We start from the raw sequence: 23,993 nt of genomic DNA, 5'->3' as shown, positions 1-23,993 counted from the left end.
ATGTTGGCTATGCGGCGGAGGCGGCGTTTTTCGCGGCGTGGGCCATGGCGCCGTCGCGCACCCAGGCGCCGTCTTCCCAGGCGCGGCGTTTGGCCTGCAGGCGTTCGTGGTTGCATTGGCCGCGCCCTTTGATCACCTCATGCAGCTCGCTCCAGTCGATTTCGCCGAAACGATAGTGGCCCGCGGCGGCGTCCCAGCGCAGCTCCGGATCCGGCGCCGTCATGCCGAGCGCTTCAAGTTGCGGCACGGTGTTGTCGACGAACTTCTGCCGCAGCTCATCGTTGCTGTGGCGTTTGATCTTCCACGCCATGCTCTGGGCGCTGTGGGGGGAGTCGGCGTCGCTCGGGCCGAACATCATCAGCACCGGCCACCAGAAGCGATCGATGGCGTCCTGCAGCATGGCGCGCTGCGTGTCGCTGCCGTTGGCCATCGCCATTACCGCCTCGTAGCCCTGGCGCTGATGGAAGCTTTCCTCTTTGCAGATCTTCACCATCGCCCGCGCATAGGGGCCGTAGGACGCGCGGCACAGCGCCACCTGGTTGACGATGGCGGCGCCGTCGACCAGCCAGCCGATCACGCCGATATCCGCCCAGTTGAGCGTGGGGTAATTGAAGATAGAGGAGTACTTCATCTTGCCGTCGAGCATCTTTTGGTAGATGTCCTGGCGCGAACAGCCGAGGGTTTCGGCGGCGCTGTAGAGGTACAGACCGTGGCCGGCCTCATCTTGCACTTTGGCCAGCAGCACCGCTTTGCGGCGCAGCGTGGGGGCGCGCGTCAGCCAGTTGGCTTCCGGCAGCATGCCGATGACTTCCGAGTGGGCGTGTTGGCCAATCTGCCGAATCAGGTTCTGACGGTAGGCGTCCGGCATCCAGTCTTTGGCCTCAATGGCGATATCCGCCGCGATCTTGTCGTCGAAATGCTGCTGATACTGTGCGTCAGTTGTCATGCTTGCCTCTTGGTGATTCGTATTTTTCACATTAAACATAAAAATGTGAATCACTTTAACTAACCATAATGCTACAAACTGATAACAAAAAGATCAAACGTAATTAATGTGGTTTTGCGAGGCCACTCACAATTGGTTTTGTTATTTATTTGATTTTATTTGATAAATAAAGTGATTAATTCCTTGTTTATGGCAGGTTAAGCGGTCTGAAAACGCCTTTTGTTCTCTTTTTGTTAAAATTTGATTTGGCCTCGACTGGCATTTATATGATACGTAATTAAGCTGTATGGTGAAAATTTATGAATTTCGGAGGGCACATGCAGCAGTTACACAGTTATCTTTCTGGCGCCTGGGTGTACGGGCAGGGAGAGGCGCGCGAAATCCGCCACGCGGTGACCGGCGAAGCGCTGTACCAGGTCTGCACCGACGGCCTGCCGTTGGCGGCGAGCCTGGACTATGCCCGCAGCCGCGGCGGCCCGGCGCTGGCGCACATGACGTTCCAGCAGCGCGCCCAGATGCTGAAAGCGGTAGCCAAACACCTGCTGGCGCATAAAGAGGCGCTGTATCAGATTTCCTATCAAACCGGGGCGACGCGCAGCGACGGCTGGGTCGATATCGAGGGCGGCATCGCCACGCTGTTCGCCTATGCCGGCATGGCCGGCCGCGATCTGCCGGACGATACCCTGTGGCCGGAAGACGAGCTGATCCCATTGTCGAAACAGGCGCAGTTCGCCGCCCGCCACGTGCTCACTTCACGCCCCGGCGTGGCGCTGCACATCAACGCCTTCAACTTCCCGTGCTGGGGCATGCTGGAGAAACTGGCGCCGACCTGGCTGGCGGGCATGCCGGCCATCATCAAGCCGGCCACCGCCACCGCGCAGCTGACGCAGGCGATGGTCAGGCTGATCGTCGACAGCGGCCTGGTGCCGGAAGGGGCGCTGCAGCTGGTTTGCGGCGGCGTCGGCGACATGTTTGCGCACCTGGATTACCAGGATGCGGTGACTTTCACCGGTTCGGCGCAGACCGGGCAGCGGCTGCGGGCACACCCGCGCCTGCTGGAGAAATCGATCGCGTTCACCATGGAGGCGGATTCGCTCAACTGCTGCGTGCTGGCAGAAGACGTGACGCCGGAAATGCCGGAGTTTGCGCTGTTCATCAAAGAAGTGTGCCGTGAAATGACCGCCAAGGCGGGGCAGAAATGCACCGCGATCCGCCGCATCATCGTGCCGGCGGCGCAGGTGGCGGCGGTGCGTCAGGCCTTGCTGCAGCGCCTGGCGGGGGTGACGGTGGGCGACCCGCAGCTGGAGCAGGTGCGCATGGGGGCGTTGGTCAGCCACGAGCAGCGTGATGATGTGCAAAGCAAGGTGGAGTTCCTGCTGCGCAACGGCTGCGAACCGCTCTGTGGCGCGGCGCTGGATAAGCTGGAGGTGCTGGGCGACGGCGCGCGCGGCGGGGCGTTTTATCCGCCGACCCTGCTGTATTGCGCCGATCCGTTCACCCATCAGGCGGTGCACGGCACCGAGGCCTTCGGCCCGGTGGCGACGCTGATGCCGTATGCGGATACCGAACAGGCGATCGCGTTGGCGTTGCTGGGGCAGGGCAGCCTGGCGGGCTCGCTGGTGACCGCCGATCCGGCATTGGCCACGCGCTTCATTCGCGCGGCGGCCTGCGCCCACGGCCGCATGTTGATTTTGGATGAGCGGGCGGCGGCGGAGTCCACCGGCCACGGTTCGCCGCTGCCGATGCTGGTACACGGCGGCCCGGGGCGCGCCGGCGGCGGTGAAGAGCTGGGCGGGCTGCGCGCGGTGAAACACTATATGCAGCGCACGGCGATCCAGGGCAGCCCGGCGATGCTGGCGGCCATCGGCGGCGAATGGGTGCGCGGCGCGCCGGTCGCCGAGCATCCGGTGCATCCGTTCCGGAAATACTTCGAGCAGCTGCAACTGGGCGACAGCCTGTTGACCGCGCGCCGCACCGTGACCGAAGCGGATATCGTCAACTTCGCCTGCCTGAGCGGCGACCATTTCTACGCGCACATGGACAAGATCGGCGCCGCCGACTCGCTGTTCGGCGAGCGGGTGGCGCACGGTTACTTTGTGGTGTCCGCCGCGGCCGGGCTGTTTGTCGACGCCGCCGTCGGGCCGGTGATCGCCAACTACGGCATGGAAAATTTGCGCTTTATCGAGCCGGTGAAGATCGGCGATACCATTCAGGTGCGGTTGACCTGCAAAAAGAAAATCCGCAAGCCGCAGAAAACCGCCGAAGATCGCCCGCACGGCGTGGTGGTGTGGGATGTGCAGGTGTTGAATCAGCAACAGCAGCCGGTGGCGCTGTACAGCATTCTGACGCTGGTGGCGCGCCAACAGGGGGACTTCGAAGCGTGATGCGCGTTTGCCGCCGCCGGCCCCCGGCGGCGGCAAATCATTCAGATCAGCGGCTGACCGCGCAGCTGTTCAAGCACTTTCAGCGGTGAACGCTGCGGATCCTGCATCTTATTCACCGGCAGCAGGAAGGTCTGTTCCAGCATAAACTGGCCGCCCATCGCGGCATGCGGCGTTTGATCAGAGAAGCAAATCCAGCTGCTGCCCGGCGGGAACGTCAGCGCCAGCTGCGGCCCCCGTTGCTGATAATCGCCGTCGGCCTTCATGGCGTCATGCAACTGCAGCATCAGGTGGTCATAATGGCTGCGGCGGGTTTTGGTGATGCGCACTTGGTGCTGCAGCCAACTGCCGAAAGCGGAGTAGCGAGCGAGACGTGGCATAAAGCGTGCCGCCAGCTCAGGGAACGGCTCGCCGACCCGCCATTGGCGATGCTCACCGTGCGGGTTGATGTTGGTGAAAATGCGCAGAATGCGTTCGCCGTAGTTCGGGCGCGACGGGAAGGCGTCAACGTGCAGCCGGCTGTCGTCTTTGCGCCAGGAACTGGCCGCCCGCCAGGCGGAAACCGGATGTAAACGCAGGCTGCCGGTCGGGTGGTGCAGCGCCTCCTGATATTCGGGCAACAGCCCGGCGATCAGCTGGCGGCAGGATTGGTAATAGCGTTCCAGCAATTGCTGAACCTGCTGCCGGCGTTCCGCGACGGCGACGCCGCTCAGCTTGCCGGACAGCGGTTGGTAGCTGATGTTTTTGCGCTTCGGGTCGACCAATGTCGGATCCAGCAGCGGCATTTCCTGTTCAGACAGGGTGAAGGCCAGTTCGGGCAGAAACAGCACCTTGCCCTGTTCCAGTTCGCTGACCGCGCTGGATGCTTCCGCTGCCGCCCATTGTCGTAACGGCAGCGTCAGGACGGCCTGTTCGTGCATAATATCGCCAGTAGGCATGAGATCTCCTTGCAAATCTATATCGCTTTATTCCTGCCTCTCAGGTTGCCGCGTGATTGGCTGCACTGGCTTGCGCAGTGGCTGGCTGGAGCGGCGTCAGCAGGCCGCCCAATGGCAACGTGAAATTTGTGGGTTCTATTATGGCTGTATCAGCAGGGCGCAATGCGCCGAAGCGTGCGATGGCTTCCTGATAGATAGAATAATCCTGATAAGGGTATCACCGGCAATGCCAATGAAAAGTAAACGGGGTATAAACGAGGCGAGGCATAGGCACGAATAATCAAAAAAGGCACAAATTGCCTGCTGAATGGCGTGTTTTATCTTGTTGAATTACAATGAAAATAAATATACTGCTTATTATTTTCGTTATTTTATTCAGAGTGCAGGGTAAACCAGTGAAATAATGTTTCGTGAGGGAACTACTTCATTTTTCTGGCGAATAAATCGGGCCGCCAAATCTTGGTGACCCGATTATTGGTTAAGCGCCGTAAATGCAGTTTTTGCCTTTTTTCTTGGCCTGATACAACGCACTGTCCGCCTCATTGATAAAGCTGATCGGCGTATCGTTATACATATGCGGCACTTTGGCGCAGATGCCGATGCTGATGGTAACGATGCCGTGCGGGTTGCCCTGATGCGGAATTTTCAGATCGCGCACCGCGTTGATAACGCGCTCGGCGAAAATCAGTGCGCCTTGCACGTCGGTATCCGGCAGGATAATCCCCATCTCTTCGCCGCCGTAGCGCGCCAGGACGTCGTTGCTGCGGCAGGCCAACCCTTTGAGCGTTTGGCCGATCTGCTGCAGGCACTGGTCACCGGCGACGTGGCCGTAGCTGTCGTTGTACTGTTTGAAATAGTCGATATCCAGCATCAGCAGCGCCACGCTGCGGTAGTTGCGCGAAGCCCGCGCCAGCTCGTTCTTCAGCGCGATATCAAACTGGCGGCGGTTGGCCAGCCCGGTCAGGCCGTCCAGCAGCGCCAGCTCTTCGAGCATCTGGTTGATGCTGGTCAACTGATCGCGGGTGCGCATCAGCTCGGCTTCGGTTTGCATGCTGTGCTTGATTTGCCGCAGTAGCACCATGCCCATCGCCAACAGGATCATCAGCAGCGAGAGGCCGCCCGCGGCGAACAGACCGGCGTCGGTGCGCCAGTCCGCCAGCGCGTCGCGTTTCGACAACCCGGCGGCGATCACCAGCGGAAAGCGGTTGACCCGCGAATAGCCGTAGATGCGCTCCACTTTGTCGTACAGCGAGGTGATGGTGGCGTTGCCGAACTCCGAATGCGGTAAAATTTCGCTGAACAACACGCCCTTGGCGATGCTTTTACCGATCGACGCCGCCGAGTAAGGGCGGCGGTAAAGGATGGTGCCGTCCGCCAGTAGCAGGTTCAGTGAGGCGTCGGTGTTGAGGGCGAAGCTGTCGTAAAACTGGCGGAAATAATCGACGTACAGCGTCGCCAGCACCACGCCGCCAAAGCTGCCGTCCGGGTTGTTGAAACGCCGCGAAACGGGAATGATCAGATCGCCGGTGGTGCGGCTGCGGATCACCTTGCCGATGTACAGGCCGCCGCCGTCGCGGTTTTGATGGTATTTGAAGTAATCGCGATCGGCGTTGTTGGCGTTCTTGATGAATTTGCCCGAGGAGGTCGCCAGCCAGCGGCCGCGCGCATCGTAGAGAAACAGCCCGTGCAGCTGCGGCAGGTTGCCGACCTGCGTCTGCATGACGCGCTGCAGCCGCGTCAGCTGCGCTGGGCCCAACCCGTCGGTCTGGAGACGTTCGGTCAGATCGAGCAGGTTGCCGTCCACCTGCATGAAAGTATCGTCGGCATGCTGCGCCAGCGAGCGGGCGAGGTTGGCGGACTCATGCTCGGCGCTGCGCAGATCGCGCTGATGCGCGTTCCAGATTTGCCAGCTGTTAAAGAGGATCAGCGTGGCGGCAACGATGATGACAAACACGCCGGCCTGAAATAATAATGGGGAGCTTTTAGCGCTGCGCGCCGGCACGGCATCCTGTATGGGTTGCTGCTGAGTCATGTCACCCTTGTTGTTTGATTACTATTCAATTTGAGTTAAGAGCAATCTTATATTTTATGCATAAATGCGCCAGACCTCTAGCCCCTAACGTGGCGATAGCGAGAAAGGGCGTTTGCACCCCGTATCAGCGGCAGGGTGGACACTGCGGAGTGAAAGAGCCATGTCGGATTACATCATAATCACTTTACTGACGCTGGCGGTGTATTACCCCCTTACGCTGGGGACGCTGGCGGTGATGATGTACTTCGCCTGGCGGCGGCGCCGGTCGCCCTATTGGCGGTTGGGATTGGCGCTGTTGGCGCTGCTGTTCGTGCTGTTCGCCAAGGCGGCGTATGACTGGCACCGCTATGGCTAGCGGCGCCATGACGGGTTATTCGACGTTAATCATCCAGTTGACGCCGAATTTGTCGGTCAGCATGCCAAAGCCTTTGGCCCAGAAGGTGGCTTGGTAAGGCATCGTCACCTGGCCGCCCTGCGCCAGATTGTCGAACAGTTTGCGTCCTTGTTCCGCATCGCTGGGGTTCAGCGACAGCGAGAAGCCTTTATGAGAAGCGCCGCCGCCGTCATCTTGCGGGCAGCCGTCGGAGGCCATCAGTACGCCGTCGCCGATCAGCAGGCGCGCATGCATGATCGCCTCCGGATTGACGTCCTGCGGCCCGTCTTGCCGGGCTTCTTCGGGCATGTCTTTATAGCGCATGACCATTTCAATTTTGGCATTCAACTGCTGTTCGTAGAAGTTAATCGCTTGCTCACAGTTACCGCTGAAAAACAGATAGGGTTGTACCAGCATGACATTGACCTCGGTTGTGGCTCGACAGGCAACGACCGGCCCTCGGGCAGGAAGAAATGGTTGCTGGCGGCAATAATTGCCGTCGGTGACTTATTAGTGTAGTTCCCCTGGCGCAGAATGCTTGTGCGAGGTGAGTGCGTCTTCGCCGCCGGCATGACGGGCGAAGGCGCAAGGGCGGTCAATACAGCGACGGCTCGCCGGCTGGGCGGGTTTTAAAGCGGCGGTGCAGCCACATGTACTGATCGGGGGCCAGCAGCACCTGTTCTTCCACCACGCGGTTCATCTTGGCCGCCGCGCGCGTTTCATCATCCAGCGGGAAGTCCGTCAACGGCGGCTGCACGATCAGCTCATAGCCCTGAGCATCTGGCAGGCGGCGCGGCACGAAAGGCACGATCGACGGCCGCCCCATGCGCGCCAGGATAAAGGTTCCGGTGGTCGTGGCGGTGTTTTCCACGGCGAAGAGCGGCGCGAACACGCTGCTTTGCGGCCCATAATCGTGATCCGGCGCGTACCACAGGATTTCGCCCTGTTTCAGGTTGCGGATCATGCCTTTGATATCTTTACGATCGAGCATGAATTTATTCGAGCGCAGCCGGCCGCGGGTTTGTACCCACTCCATCAGCCTGTTGTTGTGCGGGCGATGCACGCCGATGCCGGGGTTTTGCATGCCGAAAATGCGCGCGCCCAGTTCCAGTGTCAGAAAATGCAGACCGATCAGCAGAACGCCTTTGCCGCCCTGACGCGCCAGCCGCATGTTTTCCATGCCGCTCACCTTGAACCAGCGGGCGATGCGCCAGTCGGGCCAGAACCAGGCCATGCCGACTTCGAACAGGCCCATACCGACGGACTCAAAATTTTTGACGATCAGCGCCTCGCGCTCGGCGGTGGGCATTGCGGGGAAGCAGAGCTCTAAATTGCGGCGCGCTATTTTTACCCGGCGTTTCATCAGGCGCATGGCTATTCTGCCAAGGCCGTGTCCGAGTCGATAAATGAGCGGGTAGGGCAGTAATACCAAGAGATAGAGTATTCCCAGCCCTATCCACAGCAACCAATAACGAGGGCGCAAGAATTCGCGCTCAAAGCGTTGGTTAGAAAGCATTTTTCCTGTGATTCCTTGTTTTTCCAATGGGACCTTAACCCAAATTTTCATAGAGCGAATGGTAGAACATTCTGAGCTAAATAGGATTTTCCATTAATGCTTTTTTTACGCTTTAGTTAAGCGCAGGCGAAAAACGGGGAGAGATAGGATTTTTACCGAGGGAATGGCAGATATTTTACGCTATTTCAAACGACTGGCGAAATTGAAAAATAAAGACACAATTAAGCGCATCGCAAAAGTGACAACTGCTATGTAACCTTAATGAAACAATAACGCGGCGGAACCGTCCCAAACGGCGGCCAGTGCGTACAGTAGCGCGAGAATCAGGACAAAAGGGGCATTGAACATCGGCGTTTCCTCCAGGAGGATTTGTTTAAAGTTTAGCCTCGCGAGATGACAGCAGGATGAAATTAGATCGTTTTTTGTACGGTGAAATTCAGACGGACGGAAATGGGTAAACCGCTGATTTTTTACTATAGTCATAGTGTGAAGTTATGCGTTTGTCGCCGTACGCCTCTGCATTGAGCGGCAGCGGGCAGGTTGCCCAGAGCAAGATCGCGGAGCGGACGGCGCCTGGCGCGAAACATGTGACGAGATTCTCAGAGGGTTGGTCTGTAAGGATTTGACATGTCATATGAAAATGACGATCTAAACGGTGTTGAGCAACCGAGCGACTACGTGAAAACCACCGCCTGCGAAGTTCGCAGCGGCGTAAAGGCAGCGCTCGAGCAATCATGTGCCTGCATCAAGGATAACCCTTGGGCGGGGATAGGCGCCGGCGCCGTCGTGGGCCTGGTAATAGGATTTCTGTTAGGCAAAAGGTAATAGGGAGAGTAAAGATGGGCATCATTTCCTGGATCATTTTTGGTTTAATCGCCGGTATCCTGGCCAAGTGGATTATGCCGGGCAAAGACGGCGGCGGCTTTATTGTGACCGTTATATTGGGGGTCGTGGGCGCCGTAGTCGGCGGCTATATCAGCACCTTCTTCGGTATGGGCCGCGTTGACGGTTTTAACCTGGGCAGCTTTGTGGTGGCAGTAATCGGCGCCCTGGTGGTGCTTTTTGTCTACAGGAAGATCAAAGGCTAAGCAGCCATTGCTCAACAGGGTCGCCGCGGCGGCCCTTTTTCGTGAAATCAATCCGGCGGCGCGGCGCAGTCCGCACTCGCTGAAAGGGGAATATCATGGGTCTGTTCGATAGCGTATTGGGTAACATTCTGGGCGGCGGCGCCAACGGCAAAGGCATCGACTACATCGCCATTATGCAGTGGGTCGAGCAACAAGGCGGCCTGCAGGCCATTTTGGACAAATTCCGTCAGGGGCAGTTCGGCGATATCGTCGGTTCCTGGCTCGGCAATGGCGAAAATCAGCCGATTACCGGCGATCACGTACAGCAGGCGTTGGGTAGCGACGCCATCAACCAACTGGCTGAAAAGCTGGGTATTGATCCGGCTCAGGCGTCCAGCACCATTGCACAGTTCTTGCCAACGGTCACCGATGCCGCCTCGCCAAACGGTGAAGTGCAGCAAGACAGCAACGAGCTGGGCGACATGGTCGGTAAACTGTTCAAATAATGATTAGGCTCCCGGCGTCTGGCCGGGGGCATTCACTCCGCTGATCCCCTCGATCGTCGTCAACGCCTGCTGCAGATGCGCCACCCAGGCGCGCACTTTCTCCGGAATAAAACGCAAGGCGGGATAAACCGCGTGCAGCGCCATGGGCGGGTAGCGGTATTCCGGCAAAACGGGCACCAGCGCCCCTGTCGCCAGCTGTTCGGCGATTAAAGGCCGTTGAGCGCCGCCGATGCCGGCCCCAGCCTCAATGGCGGCCAGCAGGGATAGCGTATTGTTGGCGCGGAACGTGGGCCGCAGAGCAACCGTCTCGGGGCCGTGCGGGCCGAACAGGGTGAGCGTATCGCCGTCGTTCAGGCCGCTGTAACGAATGTGTGCATGTTTCGCCAACTCCGCCGGGGAACGCGGCGTGCCATGCCTGGCCAGATAGGCCGGTGACGCCACCAGCAGGCGCTGCAGCTCGCCCAAACGTTTCGCCACCATGCCGGGCGCATGCAGTTCACCGAAACGCAACGCCACGTCGATGCCTTCGCCGATCACGTCGGCGAGGCGATCGTCCAGCAGCAGCTCGATGGCGAGGTTCGGATGACGCTGCTGGAAAGCGATGGCCAGCGGTGTGACGTGCAACTGCCCGAACCCGGTCGGGGCGTGAATGCGCAGATTGCCCTGCAACTGGTGGCGCTGGCCGTGCAGCGCTTCTTCCGCTTCGTCGACCGCCGCCAGAATCGGTTTGAGGCGCTGATAATAACCGCTGCCGGCATCGGTCAGGGTGACCGCCCGGGTGCTGCGAAACAGCAACTGGGCTCCCAGTCGCTGCTCCAGGGCAGCGATTTGCTGACTGACCGCCGGCTGCGTCAAACGCAGATCGCGAGCGGCGGCCGACAGGCTGCCCAGCTCCGCCACCCGCATAAAGGTTTTCATTGCGTTCAGTTTATCCATGTCGATCTTGCCTATAGATTTTTCTTATAAGTGTTAGTGCTAATTCGGCTCTACCGCAAGCATCGCTAATCAATAACACTCAGGGCATCAACAACCCGAGGAGTGGCAAGATGAATGCAAAGCGACAGGCATTGGTGATCGGCGCCAATGGCGTGATTGGGCGCCGATTGATTGAGGAGCTGACCGGCCAGGGCTGGCAAGTGGTGGGCGTCTCGCGCCGGGGTGGGCAACCGGCGCCGGGGGTGCGCCACCTGCAGGTTGATCTGCTGGATGCGGCGGCGACGCGCGACGCGCTGCGGCCGCTGAGCGCGATTAGCCACGTTTTCTATGCCGCCTATCAGGATGCGCCGGACTGGGCGGGGTTGGTGGCGCCGAACCTGCAGATGTTGCAACACGTTGTCGAGGGGCTAGAGCCGGCCGCACCGGCGTTGGAGCACATCAGTCTGATGCAGGGCTATAAGGTGTATGGCGCGCATTTGGGGCCGTTTAAAACGCCGGCGCGCGAAAGCGACGCCGGGCATATGCCGCCGGAGTTTAACGTGGCGCAGCAACAGTATCTGGCGCAGCGGCAGGTCGGCAAGCGCTGGCGCTGGAGCGCCATTCGCCCGAGCGTGGTGGGGGGCTTCTCCCTCGGCAATCCGATGAATCTGGCGTTAAGCATCGCGGTTTACGCGTCGATCAGCAAAGCGCTCGGGTTGCCGCTGCGCTTCCCCGGTAAACCGGGCGCTTACCACAGCCTGCTGGAAATGACCGATGCCGGGTTGTTGGCGCGCGCCACGCTGTGGGCGGCGACCGAGCCGGCGGCGGCCAATCAGGCGTTTAATATCAACAACGGCGATCTGTTTCGCTGGAGCGAGATGTGGCCGAAAATCGCCGCTTACTTTGGGCTGGAATGTGCGCCGCCGCTGCCGATGCCGCTGGAGAGCATGATGGCGGACAAAGCGCCGCTGTGGCGCGAGCTGGTGCAGCGGCACCAATTGGCCGAACCGGACTATCGCGCGGTGGCCGGCTGGCGCTTCGCCGATTTCGTCTTTTCCTGGGACTATGACATGTTCGCGGACGGCAGCAAGGCGCGGCGCTTCGGTTTCCATCAGTTTGTCGAAACCGAAGCCATGTTTTTCTCGCTGTTCGATGAGTTCCGCCGTCGCGGCATCATCCCCTGAGCGTGGCATCGGTTTCCCCGCAGCACCGGCCGCGGGGAATGAGGTCAGAACGTCAGCATGATCTTGCCGATGTGCTCGCTGGACTCCATCAGCGCATGCGCGGCGGCGGCCTGCTCAAGCGGGAAGGTTTTAAAAATTTGCGGCTTCAGCACGCCGCGCTCCAGCAGCGGCCAAACCTTCTCGCGCAGCTCGGCGGCGATCTGCGCTTTGTCCGCCACGCTGCGCGAACGCAGCGTCGAACCGGTATGGGTCAGGCGTTTCAACAGCAGCGGCATCAGATTGAGCTCTTTCACCACGCCGTTTTGCGTGCCGATTTGCACGATGCGGCCTTCCATCGCCGCGGCCTGATAGTTTTTGGCTACATAATCGCCGGCGATCAGGTCGACGATAACGTCGGCGCCTTTACCGTTGGTGGCGTCTTTGGTGCGTGCGACAAAGTCTTCGCTGCGGTAATTAATCGCCACGTCGGCGCCCAGCGCCAGGCTGGCCTGTCGTTTCTCTTCGGAGCCGACGGTGGTGATCACCTGAGCGCAGAAGGCCTTCGCCAGCATGGTGGCGACCGTGCCGATGCCGGAGGTGCCGCCATGGATCAACACGGTCTCGCCGGCCTTGAGGTGGCCGCGCTGGAACACGTTGACCCAGACGGTAAAGAAGGTTTCCGGCAGCGCGGCGGCCTCGGTCAGGCTCAGGCCCGCCGGAACGGGCAGCGCATTGCTTTCATGCACGGTGCAGTATTCGGCATAGCCGCCGCCGGCGATGAGGGCGCAAACCCGATCGCCGGGCGCGAAGCGGGTCACGCCTTCCCCGGTGGCCACCACTTCGCCAGCAATTTCCAGGCCGGGGATATCCGAGGCTCCGGGCGGCGGCGCATAGTTCCCCTGGCGCTGCAGCACGTCGGGGCGGTTAACGCCGGCGGCGGCGATTTTCACCAGAAGTTGGCCCGCTTGCGGAACCGGCACCGGGCGTTCAGCGACGACCAGAACCTCGGGGGCGCCCGGCTGGCTGATTTCAATCGCTTTCATCGTGCCGGGCAGCGCTGCATTTGTTGACATGGTCACTCTCCTCATCGTGGCGGACGTGGCTATCGGGCGAAACGTCCGCAATAAAGTCTGCTGTTAGCTTAGCGAAATCGAATGAGGCGCGCGTGGTCGAATAGAGCGGTTTTGCGAGGAAGGGGCGAAGCCGCCGCGATGGGCGGCAGGGCATCAATCGTTAGGGGGGATGCGGAACCCTTTCAAAGAGACGATGAAGTGGTCTTTTCCTTTGGAGATCTTGGCGCCTTTATCGCACCACAGGCTGGCAAGCTGGAAGAAGTCGTCGCTGCCGATATCGTAGGCCAGTTCGATTTTCTTGGCGGTGCCGGCGCGGATGAGTTTTTCTGCTTCCTGATGGTTTGCAGCTTTAATTATGGTCATGGGCGAAATCCTTGGTGTTAAGCCAGAGCGGATAAACGCGAATAATCATATGGCCATAGTGTGACAATTTTGTGATGAAAGCATGACAGCCCGCGAAGGCGCGGCGTGCGTTGTGCCGGGCCTTCGCGGTGAAAGCGCGTTGTCGGTTACCGATCGTACGGGCGGATGAGTGTGCTTTTTTTCTGAGATTTTAAATGTTTATAGAGGGCGAAGCCCGCAATGCCGGCCAAGACGGCCAGGAGGGCAAGGGATCCTGTGGCCATGAACGTTACCTCCGAATAAGAATGGCAAGGAGGCGTATTTGTGACATTGATCACTCTGCGGGGCAATGAGAGCAATCTGTAATCGGGAAGACGCTGTGAGGGCGAGGCAAAAAAAAAAGCGCCTATAGGGAGGCGCATAAAGATTTGCAACACAGCTTGTTGTGTTCAACACCAGGAGGAGTGGTGAACTGACGCTATTCTATGCAGCGGCAAAGGCGGCTGATATAGGTATTACTCCGAAAGCGCCGCTACCACTCATAGCCCAACTGAATGTTGTAATCGGGATCCTGATTGGTGGAATAAGGATCGGACTGGCGGCGGCGATCGGTTTTCTTCACCGGGCCTTCATACGCGGGATAAGGTTTGGCGCGTGGTTTGCTGCAGCCTGGATGATCGCACTCGATATCGACGCGAAAACCGCTTTTATCTCTCGCCTCTGCCCAGGCAATCGGCGGTTTTTCCGCTTTGGGGGCCGGCCCCGGCTCCGGCGCAGTTTTGGGGGCGGGGGTGATGCTGGGTTCAGGCGGATGATAATTCAGCTCCAGCGCGCCCAACGGGGCGCTGCAAGCGGCAAAGGCCAGCAGAATGGCACTGGCGGCCGGCAATGTAAGCCATCTCGGCATGGTGACTCTCCCTGAATGATTTCGTCAGGCAACTATAAAACAGCAGAACGAGAATTACTATCATTTGCCTTGGGCGTTACGGGCGAGCCAGGCGGCGATTCCATCGGCAGACGGGGTCAAATCCTGTGCGTTTAGCCGAGATTAGCGCCCCATCGCGGCGAAAAAGGTTGCTATTGCCGCTCGCTCATGAGTTAATGATGTCGGCCTGTGGTACAGACCTATTTATGCACGACATTTTGAGTAAAGTAGTTCAAATTTAAAGCGTTATCCCGGATAGCCCTTCTCTGACGAATTTCCTTTCCAGTGCCTCCATAAGTAACTGATGACCGGCTACCTCGCCCATGGCGGCTTACATTTATTATTGAAGGAATTAGACATGTCTAACATGATCAAAGGTCAAGTGAAGTGGTTCAACGAAGCTAAAGGTTTTGGTTTCATCACCCCAGCAGACGGCAGCAAAGACGTATTCGTACACTTCTCTGCTATCCAGGATCAAGGCTTCAAGACCCTGGCTGAAGGCCAGAACGTACAGTTCTCTATCGAGAACGGTGCGAAAGGTCCATCTGCGGCTAACGTTACCGCTATCTAATTGGCGCCTGGCGCTGATTGAAAAAAACCCGCTGCGGCGGGTTTTTTTGTGTCTGAAATTCGGCGGTGCGAAAAAAAGCCCGCAAGTCTGCGGGCAAAAGTTCCTTGTTACTTCTTCATTTGCGAGCGCTTCTCTGGGGGGGAAACGCCTGAAGACAGGCTACGCGAGACCGGCTTAAGATTCTGCGGCCAAACCGTTAAGAAAGTGAAAATCCAGGCGGCTGCTACGCTGATAGCAGAGGCCGGCAGGGTTAGGGCGGTGTCCATCGCCCTCGGTTTTGTAATACACTGACGGCAATCGCAAATAATGGGGAATGGTATGCAGGTTAACGATCGAGTGACGGTAAAAACAGACGGCGGCCCGCGGCGTGAAGGCATCATTTTGGCCGTAGAGGTGTTCAACGAAGGCACCATGTATCTGGTTTCTCTTGACGACTACCCGGCGGGCGTATGGTTTTTTAATGAAATCGACAGCCGTGACGGCACGTTTGTGGAGCCCTGTCGCGAGCATGGGCAGTAACTTCGGCTAATCTCATTAATTTGCTAATGAAATTGTCCGTTTTGAGATTATTTCATAGCGGTAAGATTCTTTTTATCGATGACAAAAAAATACCCGTTGCGCTAGCGGGGGATAACGCAGCAGGTATTCTTTTAAGGGCGCCAGCATCTGATATCCAGATGACATTATCACCGGGTATTTAACGGCTGGCAAAACAGAGTGGGGGCCTTCTCTGTGGTTTAACGGCTATTGACAAATATTCCACTGGTCAAGGTATCGGTCAGACGAACAACGTGGTAAATGATCTGCTTGTTGTGCGTCTTTATTTTCCGCTTGATGTTTCCTTTGTGGGAAGAGACCGTTTTGGCCTTTATTTGCATCTGGTCTGATATCTGGATGGTGCCTTGACCGGACATCCACATGCGTAACATGTTCGATTCGGTCTGGCTCAGCGTTACCGGCGTTTGATCCAGAGAGGATTTCTCCGCCCGTAGGGACGTTCTCTCGAGATAGTGACTAAGTAGCTGATTCATAGTCTCTGGTTTGATGGATTTTGACGATATGATGACGTTCTTGCGAACATATAAATAATCGTCGAAATGTACGTTGGTAATGGCCATGAAGATGAAGAATAACGTATCCGGGTGCAGTGAAATCACCCGTTTTATTCGCTCGGTGGCGTTCGCTTCGTGGATGAAGCAGTCCTCGTTAATAAACACCAGGCTGGGATTCAACTTGCTGCATTTTTCGTGCAAGCTGTCAATGTCCTCGATGGCATTAATATGGCGTTTCTTCACGCCATGCGAAGTCAGATAGTCGGTTAATCCCAATCTGGTATAGCTACATGAATCCATGATGATCGTTGGCATATCGCACCCCCACTTAAATCCGTTTTACTGCGGTAATATGAGAAAAAGCCTAAAAAGCCGAAAGGCAAAATGGAGCAATAATTCAGTGTAGCGAGTGTTCTATCAATAAACACGACGTCACTCAATGATATTTTCATACTAAACTTATTAATTGCATGAATCTATAAGTTTGGCTTAAGTCAGGGCGATCTGCTGTTCGTCCAGCTTCGGCATGTTGAGCCTGATTTGCGCTTGGCGCCCGAGCCTGTCTGCATTGCTTGCCGTGAATCTGTTCATCATGTCACGAAACAAAATTTTAGTTTGCTAGGAAAAGTCTTAAAAAAAATTCATGTGTCGTTTTTTTGAGGTCTTTTAGCGTGTTTCTTGAGCGGTGAAAAAACACTCGCACTGAGTGATTTGGCTTTTTACATATAAAAATCATTACATTGCGGTGTTTTTTGCTTTTCGCGCAAATGATAAGCACGCCTTTTTTTATCATAACAACAAACAGAAGTTAACATTCTGGCTGGAATGTGTAGCTTAATTGTTGCTATAAATCACCGTTTTACAATGAGTTATCTGGATATTTATTTCACATGAAATAGTTTTCGTGAATGTTTAACGGTGATTGAGTGATTTTTCTAAACTATCATCCTGCTGCCCGATCCCCGGGGAGGAATGGCAGGTCGGAGTTGTCTCTGGCCCGCGTTGGTTTTAACTTGCCTCTCCACCTTTCAAAAAACAGGATGCCGCGGTGAGACGGAATCAGTATGGGCAGCCGATAGGTGAAGCCCTCCCTCATTGGCAGCCGGCAGGCATGCCCGGCCACACGCCACTGCAAGGGCGGTTTTGCCGCCTGGAACCGCTTAACCTCGAGCGCTGGGGGGATGCGCTTTATCAGGCTTATCAAACCGCCGAGGACGATCGCAACTGGACCTATCTGTTTTGGGAACGCCCGCAGTCGCGCGCAGATTTCCAACGTTATCTCCAGGCGCAGGCGTCCAGCGCAGACAGAAACACGATGGTGGTGATCGATCGGGCGAACGGGCGCGCGGTAGGAACCTGCGCTTTTTTGCGCATCGATCCCGCCAACGGCGTGGCCGAACTGGGCACCATCAACTGGTCGCCGCTGATGAAGCGCAGTGTGCTGGGCAGCGAGGCGATCTTCCTGATGCTGCGGCACCTGTTCGACGATCTTGGTTACCGGCGTTGCGAATGGAAATGCGATAGCCTCAATCTGCCTTCACGTCAGGCCGCCGAGCGCCTGGGGTTCCGCTATGAAGGCACGTTCCGCCAGGCCGTCGTCGTCAAAGGACGCACACGCGACACCGACTGGCTGTCGATCGTCGACGGAGAATGGCCGGCGCGGCGCGCGGCGTTTGCCGCCTGGCTATCGCCGGATAACATCGGCGATGACGGGCGGCAAGCACGGCAATTGCAGGCCTTCCGACGCGAGTAATGCGCCGCGTGCATTAGGCCGCTTCCGCCAGGCAATGGCGCAGCGAGTCCAGCGCCAGCCTGATGTCCTGTTCCTCCGTCATCCAGTTGACCAGCGCGGCGCGGATCCCCGGCTGATGGTGATAGCTCGTCGGGGTGCAACGCACCACGCCGTGCCGGTTAAGGCGATCGAGAAAGCGATCGCGCGCCGCTTCGCTGTCGCCCTGCGGGTGACTGAGCGCGAAGCACACCACGTTCAAATTCACCGGCGCCAGCAGATGGAAGCCGTCGTCGGCCGCTAACGCCGCGCCCAGCGCCTGCGCCAATCGGACGTTGCGCTCGACGATATCCCGTATGCCGCTGCGGCCATAGGCTTTCAGCGTCAGCCAAAGCGGCAGGGCGCGAAAGCGGCGCGAATTTTCCGGCGTCAGGTGCAGATAGTTGTCCGGCCGCGGCGTCGGCGCTTCCAGGTAAGCCGAATGGTTCTGAAATACCTGCATCTGCAGATCCAGGTGGCGGGTAAATTGGATCGCGCTGTCATAAGGCACGTTCAGCCATTTGTGCGCATCGACGGTGATAGAATCGGCATGCTGCCAGCCCTCGAGCCTTGGGGCGTATAGCGGCGAGCAGGCCGCCACGCCGCCGAATGCCGCATCGACATGCAGCCAGAACGGGTAGCGCTCCCGCAGCGCCAGCAGACGCGGCAGATCGTCGAAAGCGACGGTGTTGACCGTGCCGGCGCTGGCCAGCACCAGCGTGGGACGGCCTGCGCCGGCGGCGAGCTGTCGCTCCAGCGCCGCCATATCCATGGCTTCTGAGTCCGGCAGGCTGGCGACGGTCGTCAGCGCGTCGCGGCCGATGCCGAGCATGCTGAGCGCCTTCACGCTGCTGGAATGCGGGTTGGCCGCCAGCACCCGGATGGGGCCGAGCGCCGCCAGGCCCTGTTGGGCGATATCCACGCCGTGCTGTTGCCCCAGCCACTGCCGGCCAATGGCCAGCCCGGCGAAATTGGCCATGGTGGCGCCGCTGACCAGGCTGCCGCTGAACGCTTCCGGCAGGCCCAGCAGGGATTTCAACTGCGTCACCGCGGCCAGCTCGATCGCCGCAGCGATCGTATCATGGCTGAGCTGGCTATTTTGGTCTGTCACGCTAACCAGCCAGTCTGCCGCGACCGCCGCCGGCGTGCCCCCGCCGGTGACGAAGCCAAAATAACGCGGGCCGGCGCTGGCGGAAATGCCCGCCTGATAACGTTGCCAAAAGTCATCCAGCGCCGCCAGGGCGCCTTCGCCGTTTTCCGCCAGCCGATCGTCACCGGGTTGCAGTTGCTGTTGCGCGAGCGGTGGGCAGACCGGGCGTTGCTGCAGCCCGGCCAGAAAATCTTCCGCCAACTGGCGGGTGTGATCGAGGATCTGCGGAAACTGTGCAAGATCCTGTTGTAAACGTGGGTGCATGGCGGCTCCGAAAGCGTCAGGGATGATGGGGTAAACATAGAACATTTGCCTGCGGGCCAAAATCGATGAAAAATAGCCTTTTTGGCTAGCCTGGTTAACCAATGATGAATGAACGTCTCCCGCTGCATGTCTTGCCGACCTTTGCTATCGCCGCCAGGTTGGAGAATTTGCGCGCCACGGCGCAGCAGGTGCATTTGACGCATGGCGCGGTCAGTCAGCAAATTCAGCTGCTGGAGCAGGCGGTGGGCTACCCGCTGTTTGAACGGCGCGGGCGCGGTGTGCGCCTGAATGCCGCCGGGAAAGAGTTGCTGGCGGCGGTAGAGCCGGCGCTGCAGGCGCTGCAGCAGGGCGTCGCCCGCGCCCGGCGCTTGGCGGCGAGCCAGACGCTGCGCATCAGCGTGCTGCCGTCTTTTGCCCATTACTGGCTGTTGCCGCGGTTGCCGGCATTTCATGCAGCCTGCGCCGATATTGCGCTGGATATCGATGCCTCGCTGGCGTTGCAGGATCTGTCGCAGCGCGGGTTCGATGCGGCGATCCGCATCGGCAGCGGCCAGTGGGCGGGGCTGCAGGCGCAGCGCATCGCGTCGGGCGACGTGCTGCCGGTCGCCTCGCCGGATATGGCGCGTCAGTGGGGAACGGCATTCGAGAACGGCGGCGACGTTCCCTTGCTGGAGCACGACGTCAGCCCGTGGCGCGACTGGTTCAATGCGCAAGGGCGCTCGCTGTGCGGGCGGCAACAGGCGGTGTTCAACGATGCCGGGTTGTTGATTCGCGCCGCGGAGCAGGGGTTCGGCATCGCGCTGGCGAAAAAGCTGCTGGTGCAGGATGCGATCGACGCGGGGCGACTGGTGGCGCTGGCTGCGCCCTGTCGCCTGAGCGAGGACGACGTTTATCTGGTGTGGCCGCAGACCGCCGGGCTGACGCCGGCGGTCACACGCTTGCTGCAATGGCTGCAGCAACAGTTGGCGGCGGTTTAACGGCGCAGCCACTCCGGCTGTGAGGTGCCGAGCGTGGTCGCCGGCAACGCCCATTGCAGCGCCGTACCCTGCAGGCTTAACGGGGCGCGCAGGCGTTGCGCGGCGCCCCAGTAAGTCAGTTCCGTTTCCGGGTTCTCGTCGGCGGTTCCGGCCGGCGCCAGCGGCTCCGGCCGATAATCTGCCGAACAGGGATGCGCCAGCAGCAGTTGCGCCGTGCGCGCCAGCGACAGCCGCGCGTGGTAGCCGGTGCCGCGGCTTAGGCGCTGCGCCATTCCGGTCAGCACCGCCGCCGCCATCAAATAGCCGGTGGCGTGATCCAGCGCCTGTACCGGCAGCGGTACCGGCAAACTGGCGCTGCGCCAAACCATGCCCGCCTCCGCCAGCCCGCAGCTCATCTGCACCAGGCTGTCGAAACCGCGCCGGGTGCGCCACGGCCCGCTCCAGCCGTAGGCATTCAGGCAGACGTCTATCAGGCCCGGCGCCAGCGCGCGCCTTTCCTCCGCGCCATAGCCCAACTTCTCCAGCGCACCGGCACGGTAGCCGTGCACGATCACGTCGGCGTTCCTCAGCAGATGTTCAAACGTGTGGCGATCGTGCGCATTGGTCAGGTTGAGGCGCGCGCTGCGTTTGCCCAGCATTACCTCGTGCTCGACGCCGGGCTCATCCCAACCGTAGGGATCGATGCGCAGCACGTCGGCGCCCAAACCGGCGAGAAAACGGGTGGCGATCGGCCCGGCGAGAATGCGCGTCAGATCTAGCACCCGCACGCCGTGCAGCGGCCGGGCGACGGGCAACGTCCAGCCCGGCGGCGATGCTTCCGGCTGCAGCGAGGCGTGGATCAGCGGTTCGAGCGCCACGCTCTTGCCCTGAATATGTTGTCGCCACGCGGCCGCCGAGCGCATTTGGGCCGCGCAGCCGCCGGCCTCGAGCACCGCTTCCTCCAGCTCGTTTTTTTTCCAGCCCAGCACGCGTTCCGCCAGCGCGCCTTTGTCCGATGCCGGGCCCAGCACCTGTTCCACCGCCCGCCGATGGTGCGGTGCATTGGTGTGCAGGCGTATCCAGCCGTCCGCCGTCGCGTAGTCGCCGGCCAGGGCGTCCCAGGCCGCAGGCAGCGTCCAACCCAGCGGGCGCAGCGTCCAGCCGAACCAGAGCGAGGCCAGGCGTTGATCGATCCAGACCTGCGGCGCATCGGCAGCCTCGCGGCGAAGCAACTCGGCGCAGGCCAAACCGGCGGCGCTCCAGGCGGCGGTAGCCAATTCGGTCACGGGAAAAGCCGAAGGCAATGCGCCGGTATCGCTTATGGTTAAACGGTCGCAGGGCGCGGGGCGTTGCCCCAGGCTTTGCCAAATCTCGTCGAGCAGAGTGTGGATCAGAGGCGTCATCAGCCACTCCTTGCGGGTCGTCGGAAATATAGCCTAGCGTAGCCCATCGCCGGCGACCTTGCTAAGGCGCAACGTCGAACGTGCGGCCGTCGGCCAGTTTGGCGCGCAGGCTGTGGGCCGCTACGCCGGCGAACGGCTGCGCGCTGAAGTTGGCGGTCAGCGTCGAACCGTCGCTGAAGGTCGTCTGCTGCACCCAGCCGTCCCGATCGAGCCAGCGGAAGTCGGTCAGCGCTTTGTCCCAGAGGGCCTGATGCAACGGCCGGAAGGCGGCGTCGGCGCGTTTGATCGCCGGCAGGCGGGCCGCCAGGGTGACGCGGCTCAGATGGAACATCGGCGCGGTGTTGTACAGCTGGCTGAGCAGACTGCGGGTGGTCTGAACGTCGCTGAACTTCAGATTGTCGTAATTCCAGTGGTGGCTGCTGACGATCGCATCGTGGAAAACGGCCTGGTACAGCGGCAGGCGATAACGCGGATCGAATTCGACGGTGCGGTAGGGCTGCTTCACCTTGGCGGGGCGGAAGAAAAACGCCGGTTGGGCGTTGGGCCACCAGGCGCCGAGATAATAGGGCGAGGATTTATCCTGATTCATCTGCTTGTCGCCCCAGCCGAATCCCCAGGTTTCCATGCCGTGGGCGAACATCAGGCTGCGGGCGGTCACCGCATTGCCGTCCTCCGAGCCGAGCGGCAGCTTAAGGGTGGCGCTGAACCAGGCCAGCCGAGCGTTGCGCGCCTCGGCCATCTGCGCCGCGCCGGTCGGGTGGCCGGGCTGATAGTCGTCGGAGACCATGCCGGTGCCGTCCACGTCGAGGAACAGGCTGTTCAACCCGGCCAGTTGCACCAGCTCGCGCATGCGCCGTTGAGAATAGGGCAGGACGCAGCCCGGGTTGAGGTAGTAACCCTGTTTGCCGAAGCCGGGTTTCTTGCTGCCGTCGGCGCGCACGATGGCGCAACTTTCCCGCAGCGCCGTCGGCAGTTGCGCGGTGAGCCAGCTGTCGTTCACGCCGCGCGCAATGGCGGTATCGTAGGAGTCGTAGCTGGCGATCAGATAGCCGGCCGCTTTGGCTGCGCCCACCGCCTGCGGGTGCAGGAAGGCGGCGGTCCAGTTATCGGTGCCTAACCACAGGCGCGGCAAGCCGGCCTGGCGCAGCGCGTCGATCACCGGTTCGGCCAGCCCTTGCCCCCAACGGTCCGCCGGGGTTAGCCAGCGCCCCAGCTCTCGCTGCGCCCGCTCTCGCACCGCAGCGGCCTGGCGCTGCTGCGCCTGCAGAAAGTCGGCGTCATCCGGCGTGGCGCCCAGCGGAATTTGCGCCGTCAACGCCTGGTTGATGCCGTCGATCAGGGGCTGTTGCTGCCAGCCCTCCGGCGTTTTGCCCGCCAGCTGCAGCAGGAGCCTTCTGCTCTCGGCATCCATCCGCTGCCGCAGCGCTTCGGCGGCGGGAGAGGCGAGGTAGTGCAGCAACCCCGGCCAATCTTTGACATCTTCCGCCGCCAGCAGTTTGTCCCCCCACAGGTAGACATGGGTGGCGCCGATCAGCTTTTCGCCTTCGGGCGCCTGCTTTATCTTCTCGTGCAGGCTGCTGAACTGGCCGTTCTGTTGCAAATAGTCGCGATAGCGGCGGGCGCCGGACAGCGGCGTGTCACCGACGTGCAGCAGCACCTCGAATGCCTGCTGTTGATTGAAGCGGTTGAACTGATGCCCGGCGCGCATCTCCAGCTTTTCCTGCGCCGAGGCGAAGGTGACCCGGTTGCTGAACGGCGTCAACATCAGCCAGCTGTAGACCTTGCCCTGGTATTGCTGGCTCCACAGCGGCAGCTTCAGATCCCAGTTGGTATCCAGCGGCGTCATTTCCGCCGTCAGGTAATGGCGCCAGACGGCGTTGTCGAGCGGAATGCGGCTGCCTTCGCCGATCGGCAACAGCAGCGTTTCTGTTTGTGGCGGCAGGCGATACCAGTTCAGAAGCTGTGGCCGGTCGCTGCTGAAGCTCAGGCGCAGATCGCCGCCTTCCAGACGGGCGCTAACCTTGACCGCGCTCTGCGGCCAGCGCCAGCTGGCGCGTTGTGGCGACGCGGTGAGATCTTCCACCTGTTGCGCGGGCTGCGCCAGATTGACCGGCACAGCGCCGGCGGCAATGCGCAGCGTGGCGGGATCGAGTTCAAACTGCGCGTCGCCTTGCAGCAGCAGCAGGGCATCGGCGGGATAGCTGACGAGCAGCGCGAGCGCGAGCGGGGAAAGCCGGTGTTTCATCGGGGGCGTCCTTGAAAGATGAAGGGGAGCAGTTTACCGATAAGCGCACTGCCGCCCAACGCTGTCGCTGCCGATTTGTGACATCGAAATATCATCGCGGTATTTCAGTTTATTTTTCGTTTAATAAATTAGCCTTTACTTCATTACCCGACGTCACTATACTCAGCCAAAATTTCAGTGGAGAAACCCAATTGGACAGTTGTAGTTGTAATAAAACAAATAAGGCAAGCTGACCAATTCTCTTCTGATTTGTTGCTTGCCGTTATCGGCGGGCAGCACCCCTCTCCAGTTATTCCTGAGCTGTGCATACCCGAATAAAAAACGTTTCCTGAGGCCTGATGGTTTCAGGTGAATTGAGTTGGACGTTATTATGGTATTCTGCAGCCACAGCCTTTTCCCTCCAGGCA

23 protein-coding genes are annotated in these 23,993 nt (G+C 59.7%); 10 read left to right on the top strand and 13 right to left on the bottom strand.

Annotated elements, in window-relative coordinates:
• Positions 1–7: 7 nt before the first annotated feature.
• Positions 8–946: a 1,2-phenylacetyl-CoA epoxidase subunit PaaA gene (paaA, locus tag SSARUM2_RS15440; RefSeq protein ID WP_033635096.1), complete on the bottom strand. Its 939-nt coding sequence runs from the start codon at positions 944–946 to the stop codon at positions 8–10.
• Positions 947–1,263: 317 nt separating this feature from the next.
• On the opposite strand from paaA, the gene paaZ reads away from it, so the two are divergent.
• Positions 1,264–3,330, top strand: coding sequence for a phenylacetic acid degradation bifunctional protein PaaZ (paaZ, locus tag SSARUM2_RS15435; protein WP_047571499.1), 2,067 nt, complete (start codon positions 1,264–1,266; stop codon positions 3,328–3,330).
• A gap of 41 nt (positions 3,331–3,371) precedes the next feature.
• Here paaZ and SSARUM2_RS15430 read toward each other — a convergent pair whose 3' ends face one another.
• Together SSARUM2_RS15430 and SSARUM2_RS15425 are read right to left on the bottom strand one after the other, a co-directional pair.
• Positions 3,372–4,265, bottom strand: a complete 894-nt coding sequence (locus SSARUM2_RS15430; RefSeq protein WP_049234682.1) for a Kdo hydroxylase family protein — start codon at positions 4,263–4,265, stop codon at positions 3,372–3,374.
• 478 nt (positions 4,266–4,743) lie between these two features.
• A complete protein-coding gene (locus SSARUM2_RS15425) occupies positions 4,744–6,297 on the bottom strand; it encodes a sensor domain-containing diguanylate cyclase (RefSeq protein WP_049211424.1) in 1,554 nt (517 codons plus the stop codon).
• Between the two features lie 160 nt (positions 6,298–6,457).
• Between SSARUM2_RS15425 and SSARUM2_RS15420 the strand changes: the two genes are divergently transcribed.
• Positions 6,458–6,652, top strand: coding sequence for a hypothetical protein (locus SSARUM2_RS15420; protein ID WP_033635090.1), 195 nt, complete (start codon positions 6,458–6,460; stop codon positions 6,650–6,652).
• A gap of 15 nt (positions 6,653–6,667) precedes the next feature.
• Here SSARUM2_RS15420 and yjdN read toward each other — a convergent pair whose 3' ends face one another.
• On the bottom strand, positions 6,668–7,087 hold the full coding sequence (yjdN, locus tag SSARUM2_RS15415) for a VOC family metalloprotein YjdN (RefSeq protein ID WP_033635089.1): 420 nt from the start codon (positions 7,085–7,087) through the stop codon (positions 6,668–6,670).
• 178 nt (positions 7,088–7,265) lie between these two features.
• Positions 7,266–8,186 carry a Kdo(2)-lipid IV(A) acyltransferase gene (locus SSARUM2_RS15410; RefSeq protein ID WP_049211426.1) on the bottom strand — a complete coding sequence of 307 codons (921 nt, stop codon included), beginning with the start codon at positions 8,184–8,186 and terminating at the stop codon, positions 7,266–7,268.
• 627 nt (positions 8,187–8,813) lie between these two features.
• Here SSARUM2_RS15410 and SSARUM2_RS15405 point away from each other — a divergent pair.
• From SSARUM2_RS15405 to SSARUM2_RS15395, 3 genes are all read left to right on the top strand, one after another.
• Positions 8,814–9,011, top strand: coding sequence for a DUF883 family protein (locus SSARUM2_RS15405; protein ID WP_033635087.1), 198 nt, complete (start codon positions 8,814–8,816; stop codon positions 9,009–9,011).
• Positions 9,012–9,025: 14 nt separating this feature from the next.
• A complete protein-coding gene (locus tag SSARUM2_RS15400; RefSeq protein WP_033635086.1) occupies positions 9,026–9,274 on the top strand; it encodes a GlsB/YeaQ/YmgE family stress response membrane protein in 249 nt (82 codons plus the stop codon).
• Between the two features lie 95 nt (positions 9,275–9,369).
• Positions 9,370–9,759 carry a YidB family protein gene (locus SSARUM2_RS15395; protein ID WP_033635085.1) on the top strand — a complete coding sequence of 130 codons (390 nt, stop codon included), beginning with the start codon at positions 9,370–9,372 and terminating at the stop codon, positions 9,757–9,759.
• A 3-nt stretch (positions 9,760–9,762) separates the two neighbouring features.
• On the opposite strand, the gene SSARUM2_RS15390 is transcribed toward SSARUM2_RS15395, so the two are convergent.
• A complete protein-coding gene (locus SSARUM2_RS15390; protein ID WP_041035714.1) occupies positions 9,763–10,695 on the bottom strand; it encodes a LysR family transcriptional regulator in 933 nt (310 codons plus the stop codon).
• Positions 10,696–10,805: 110 nt separating this feature from the next.
• Between SSARUM2_RS15390 and SSARUM2_RS15385 the strand changes: the two genes are divergently transcribed.
• Entirely contained in the window at positions 10,806–11,858 is a 1,053-nt protein-coding gene (locus SSARUM2_RS15385) for an SDR family oxidoreductase (RefSeq protein ID WP_049197249.1), read from the top strand.
• Positions 11,859–11,902: 44 nt separating this feature from the next.
• On the opposite strand, the gene SSARUM2_RS15380 is transcribed toward SSARUM2_RS15385, so the two are convergent.
• The 3 genes from SSARUM2_RS15380 to SSARUM2_RS15370 form a co-directional block, all read right to left on the bottom strand.
• Positions 11,903–12,910, bottom strand: a complete 1,008-nt coding sequence (locus SSARUM2_RS15380; RefSeq protein WP_033647848.1) for an NAD(P)H-quinone oxidoreductase — start codon at positions 12,908–12,910, stop codon at positions 11,903–11,905.
• Between the two features lie 153 nt (positions 12,911–13,063).
• Positions 13,064–13,273, bottom strand: coding sequence for a hypothetical protein (locus SSARUM2_RS15375; RefSeq protein WP_033647847.1), 210 nt, complete (start codon positions 13,271–13,273; stop codon positions 13,064–13,066).
• A 511-nt stretch (positions 13,274–13,784) separates the two neighbouring features.
• Positions 13,785–14,159, bottom strand: a complete 375-nt coding sequence (locus SSARUM2_RS15370; RefSeq protein ID WP_039565400.1) for a hypothetical protein — start codon at positions 14,157–14,159, stop codon at positions 13,785–13,787.
• Between the two features lie 376 nt (positions 14,160–14,535).
• Between SSARUM2_RS15370 and cspE the strand changes: the two genes are divergently transcribed.
• A complete protein-coding gene (gene cspE / locus SSARUM2_RS15365) occupies positions 14,536–14,748 on the top strand; it encodes a transcription antiterminator/RNA stability regulator CspE (RefSeq protein ID WP_004935122.1) in 213 nt (70 codons plus the stop codon).
• A gap of 318 nt (positions 14,749–15,066) precedes the next feature.
• Entirely contained in the window at positions 15,067–15,267 is a 201-nt protein-coding gene (gene dsrB / locus SSARUM2_RS15360; protein ID WP_033635079.1) for a protein DsrB, read from the top strand.
• A gap of 218 nt (positions 15,268–15,485) precedes the next feature.
• Here dsrB and rcsA read toward each other — a convergent pair whose 3' ends face one another.
• Complete coding sequence (gene rcsA / locus SSARUM2_RS15355) at positions 15,486–16,115, bottom strand: transcriptional regulator RcsA (protein ID WP_033635078.1); 630 nt, start codon at positions 16,113–16,115, stop codon at positions 15,486–15,488.
• 796 nt (positions 16,116–16,911) lie between these two features.
• On the opposite strand from rcsA, the gene SSARUM2_RS15350 reads away from it, so the two are divergent.
• A complete protein-coding gene (locus SSARUM2_RS15350) occupies positions 16,912–17,553 on the top strand; it encodes a GNAT family protein (RefSeq protein ID WP_080437547.1) in 642 nt (213 codons plus the stop codon).
• A gap of 13 nt (positions 17,554–17,566) precedes the next feature.
• On the opposite strand, the gene SSARUM2_RS15345 is transcribed toward SSARUM2_RS15350, so the two are convergent.
• Positions 17,567–18,982 (bottom strand): pyridoxal-dependent decarboxylase, encoded by a 1,416-nt coding sequence (locus tag SSARUM2_RS15345; RefSeq protein WP_041035708.1) that lies wholly within the window; start codon positions 18,980–18,982, stop codon positions 17,567–17,569.
• 101 nt (positions 18,983–19,083) lie between these two features.
• Between SSARUM2_RS15345 and SSARUM2_RS15340 the strand changes: the two genes are divergently transcribed.
• Complete coding sequence (locus SSARUM2_RS15340; RefSeq protein WP_033653588.1) at positions 19,084–19,959, top strand: LysR substrate-binding domain-containing protein; 876 nt, start codon at positions 19,084–19,086, stop codon at positions 19,957–19,959.
• Here SSARUM2_RS15340 and SSARUM2_RS15335 read toward each other — a convergent pair.
• Together SSARUM2_RS15335 and SSARUM2_RS15330 are read right to left on the bottom strand one after the other, a co-directional pair.
• Complete coding sequence (locus SSARUM2_RS15335) at positions 19,956–21,341, bottom strand: CoA transferase (RefSeq protein ID WP_060438529.1); 1,386 nt, start codon at positions 21,339–21,341, stop codon at positions 19,956–19,958. The genes SSARUM2_RS15340 and SSARUM2_RS15335 overlap by 4 nt on opposite strands.
• 61 nt (positions 21,342–21,402) lie before the next feature.
• A complete protein-coding gene (locus SSARUM2_RS15330) occupies positions 21,403–23,586 on the bottom strand; it encodes a glycoside hydrolase (protein ID WP_060452566.1) in 2,184 nt (727 codons plus the stop codon).
• Positions 23,587–23,993: the final 407 nt, after the last annotated feature.

The sequence above is a fragment of the Serratia sp. K-E0102 genome, from assembly GCF_029962625.1.
In the GTDB taxonomy this organism is placed as follows: Bacteria; Pseudomonadota; Gammaproteobacteria; order Enterobacterales; family Enterobacteriaceae; genus Serratia; species Serratia sarumanii.
Note: the sequence above shows the minus strand (reverse complement) of the source record. Positions and strands in the feature narration are given on the sequence as shown.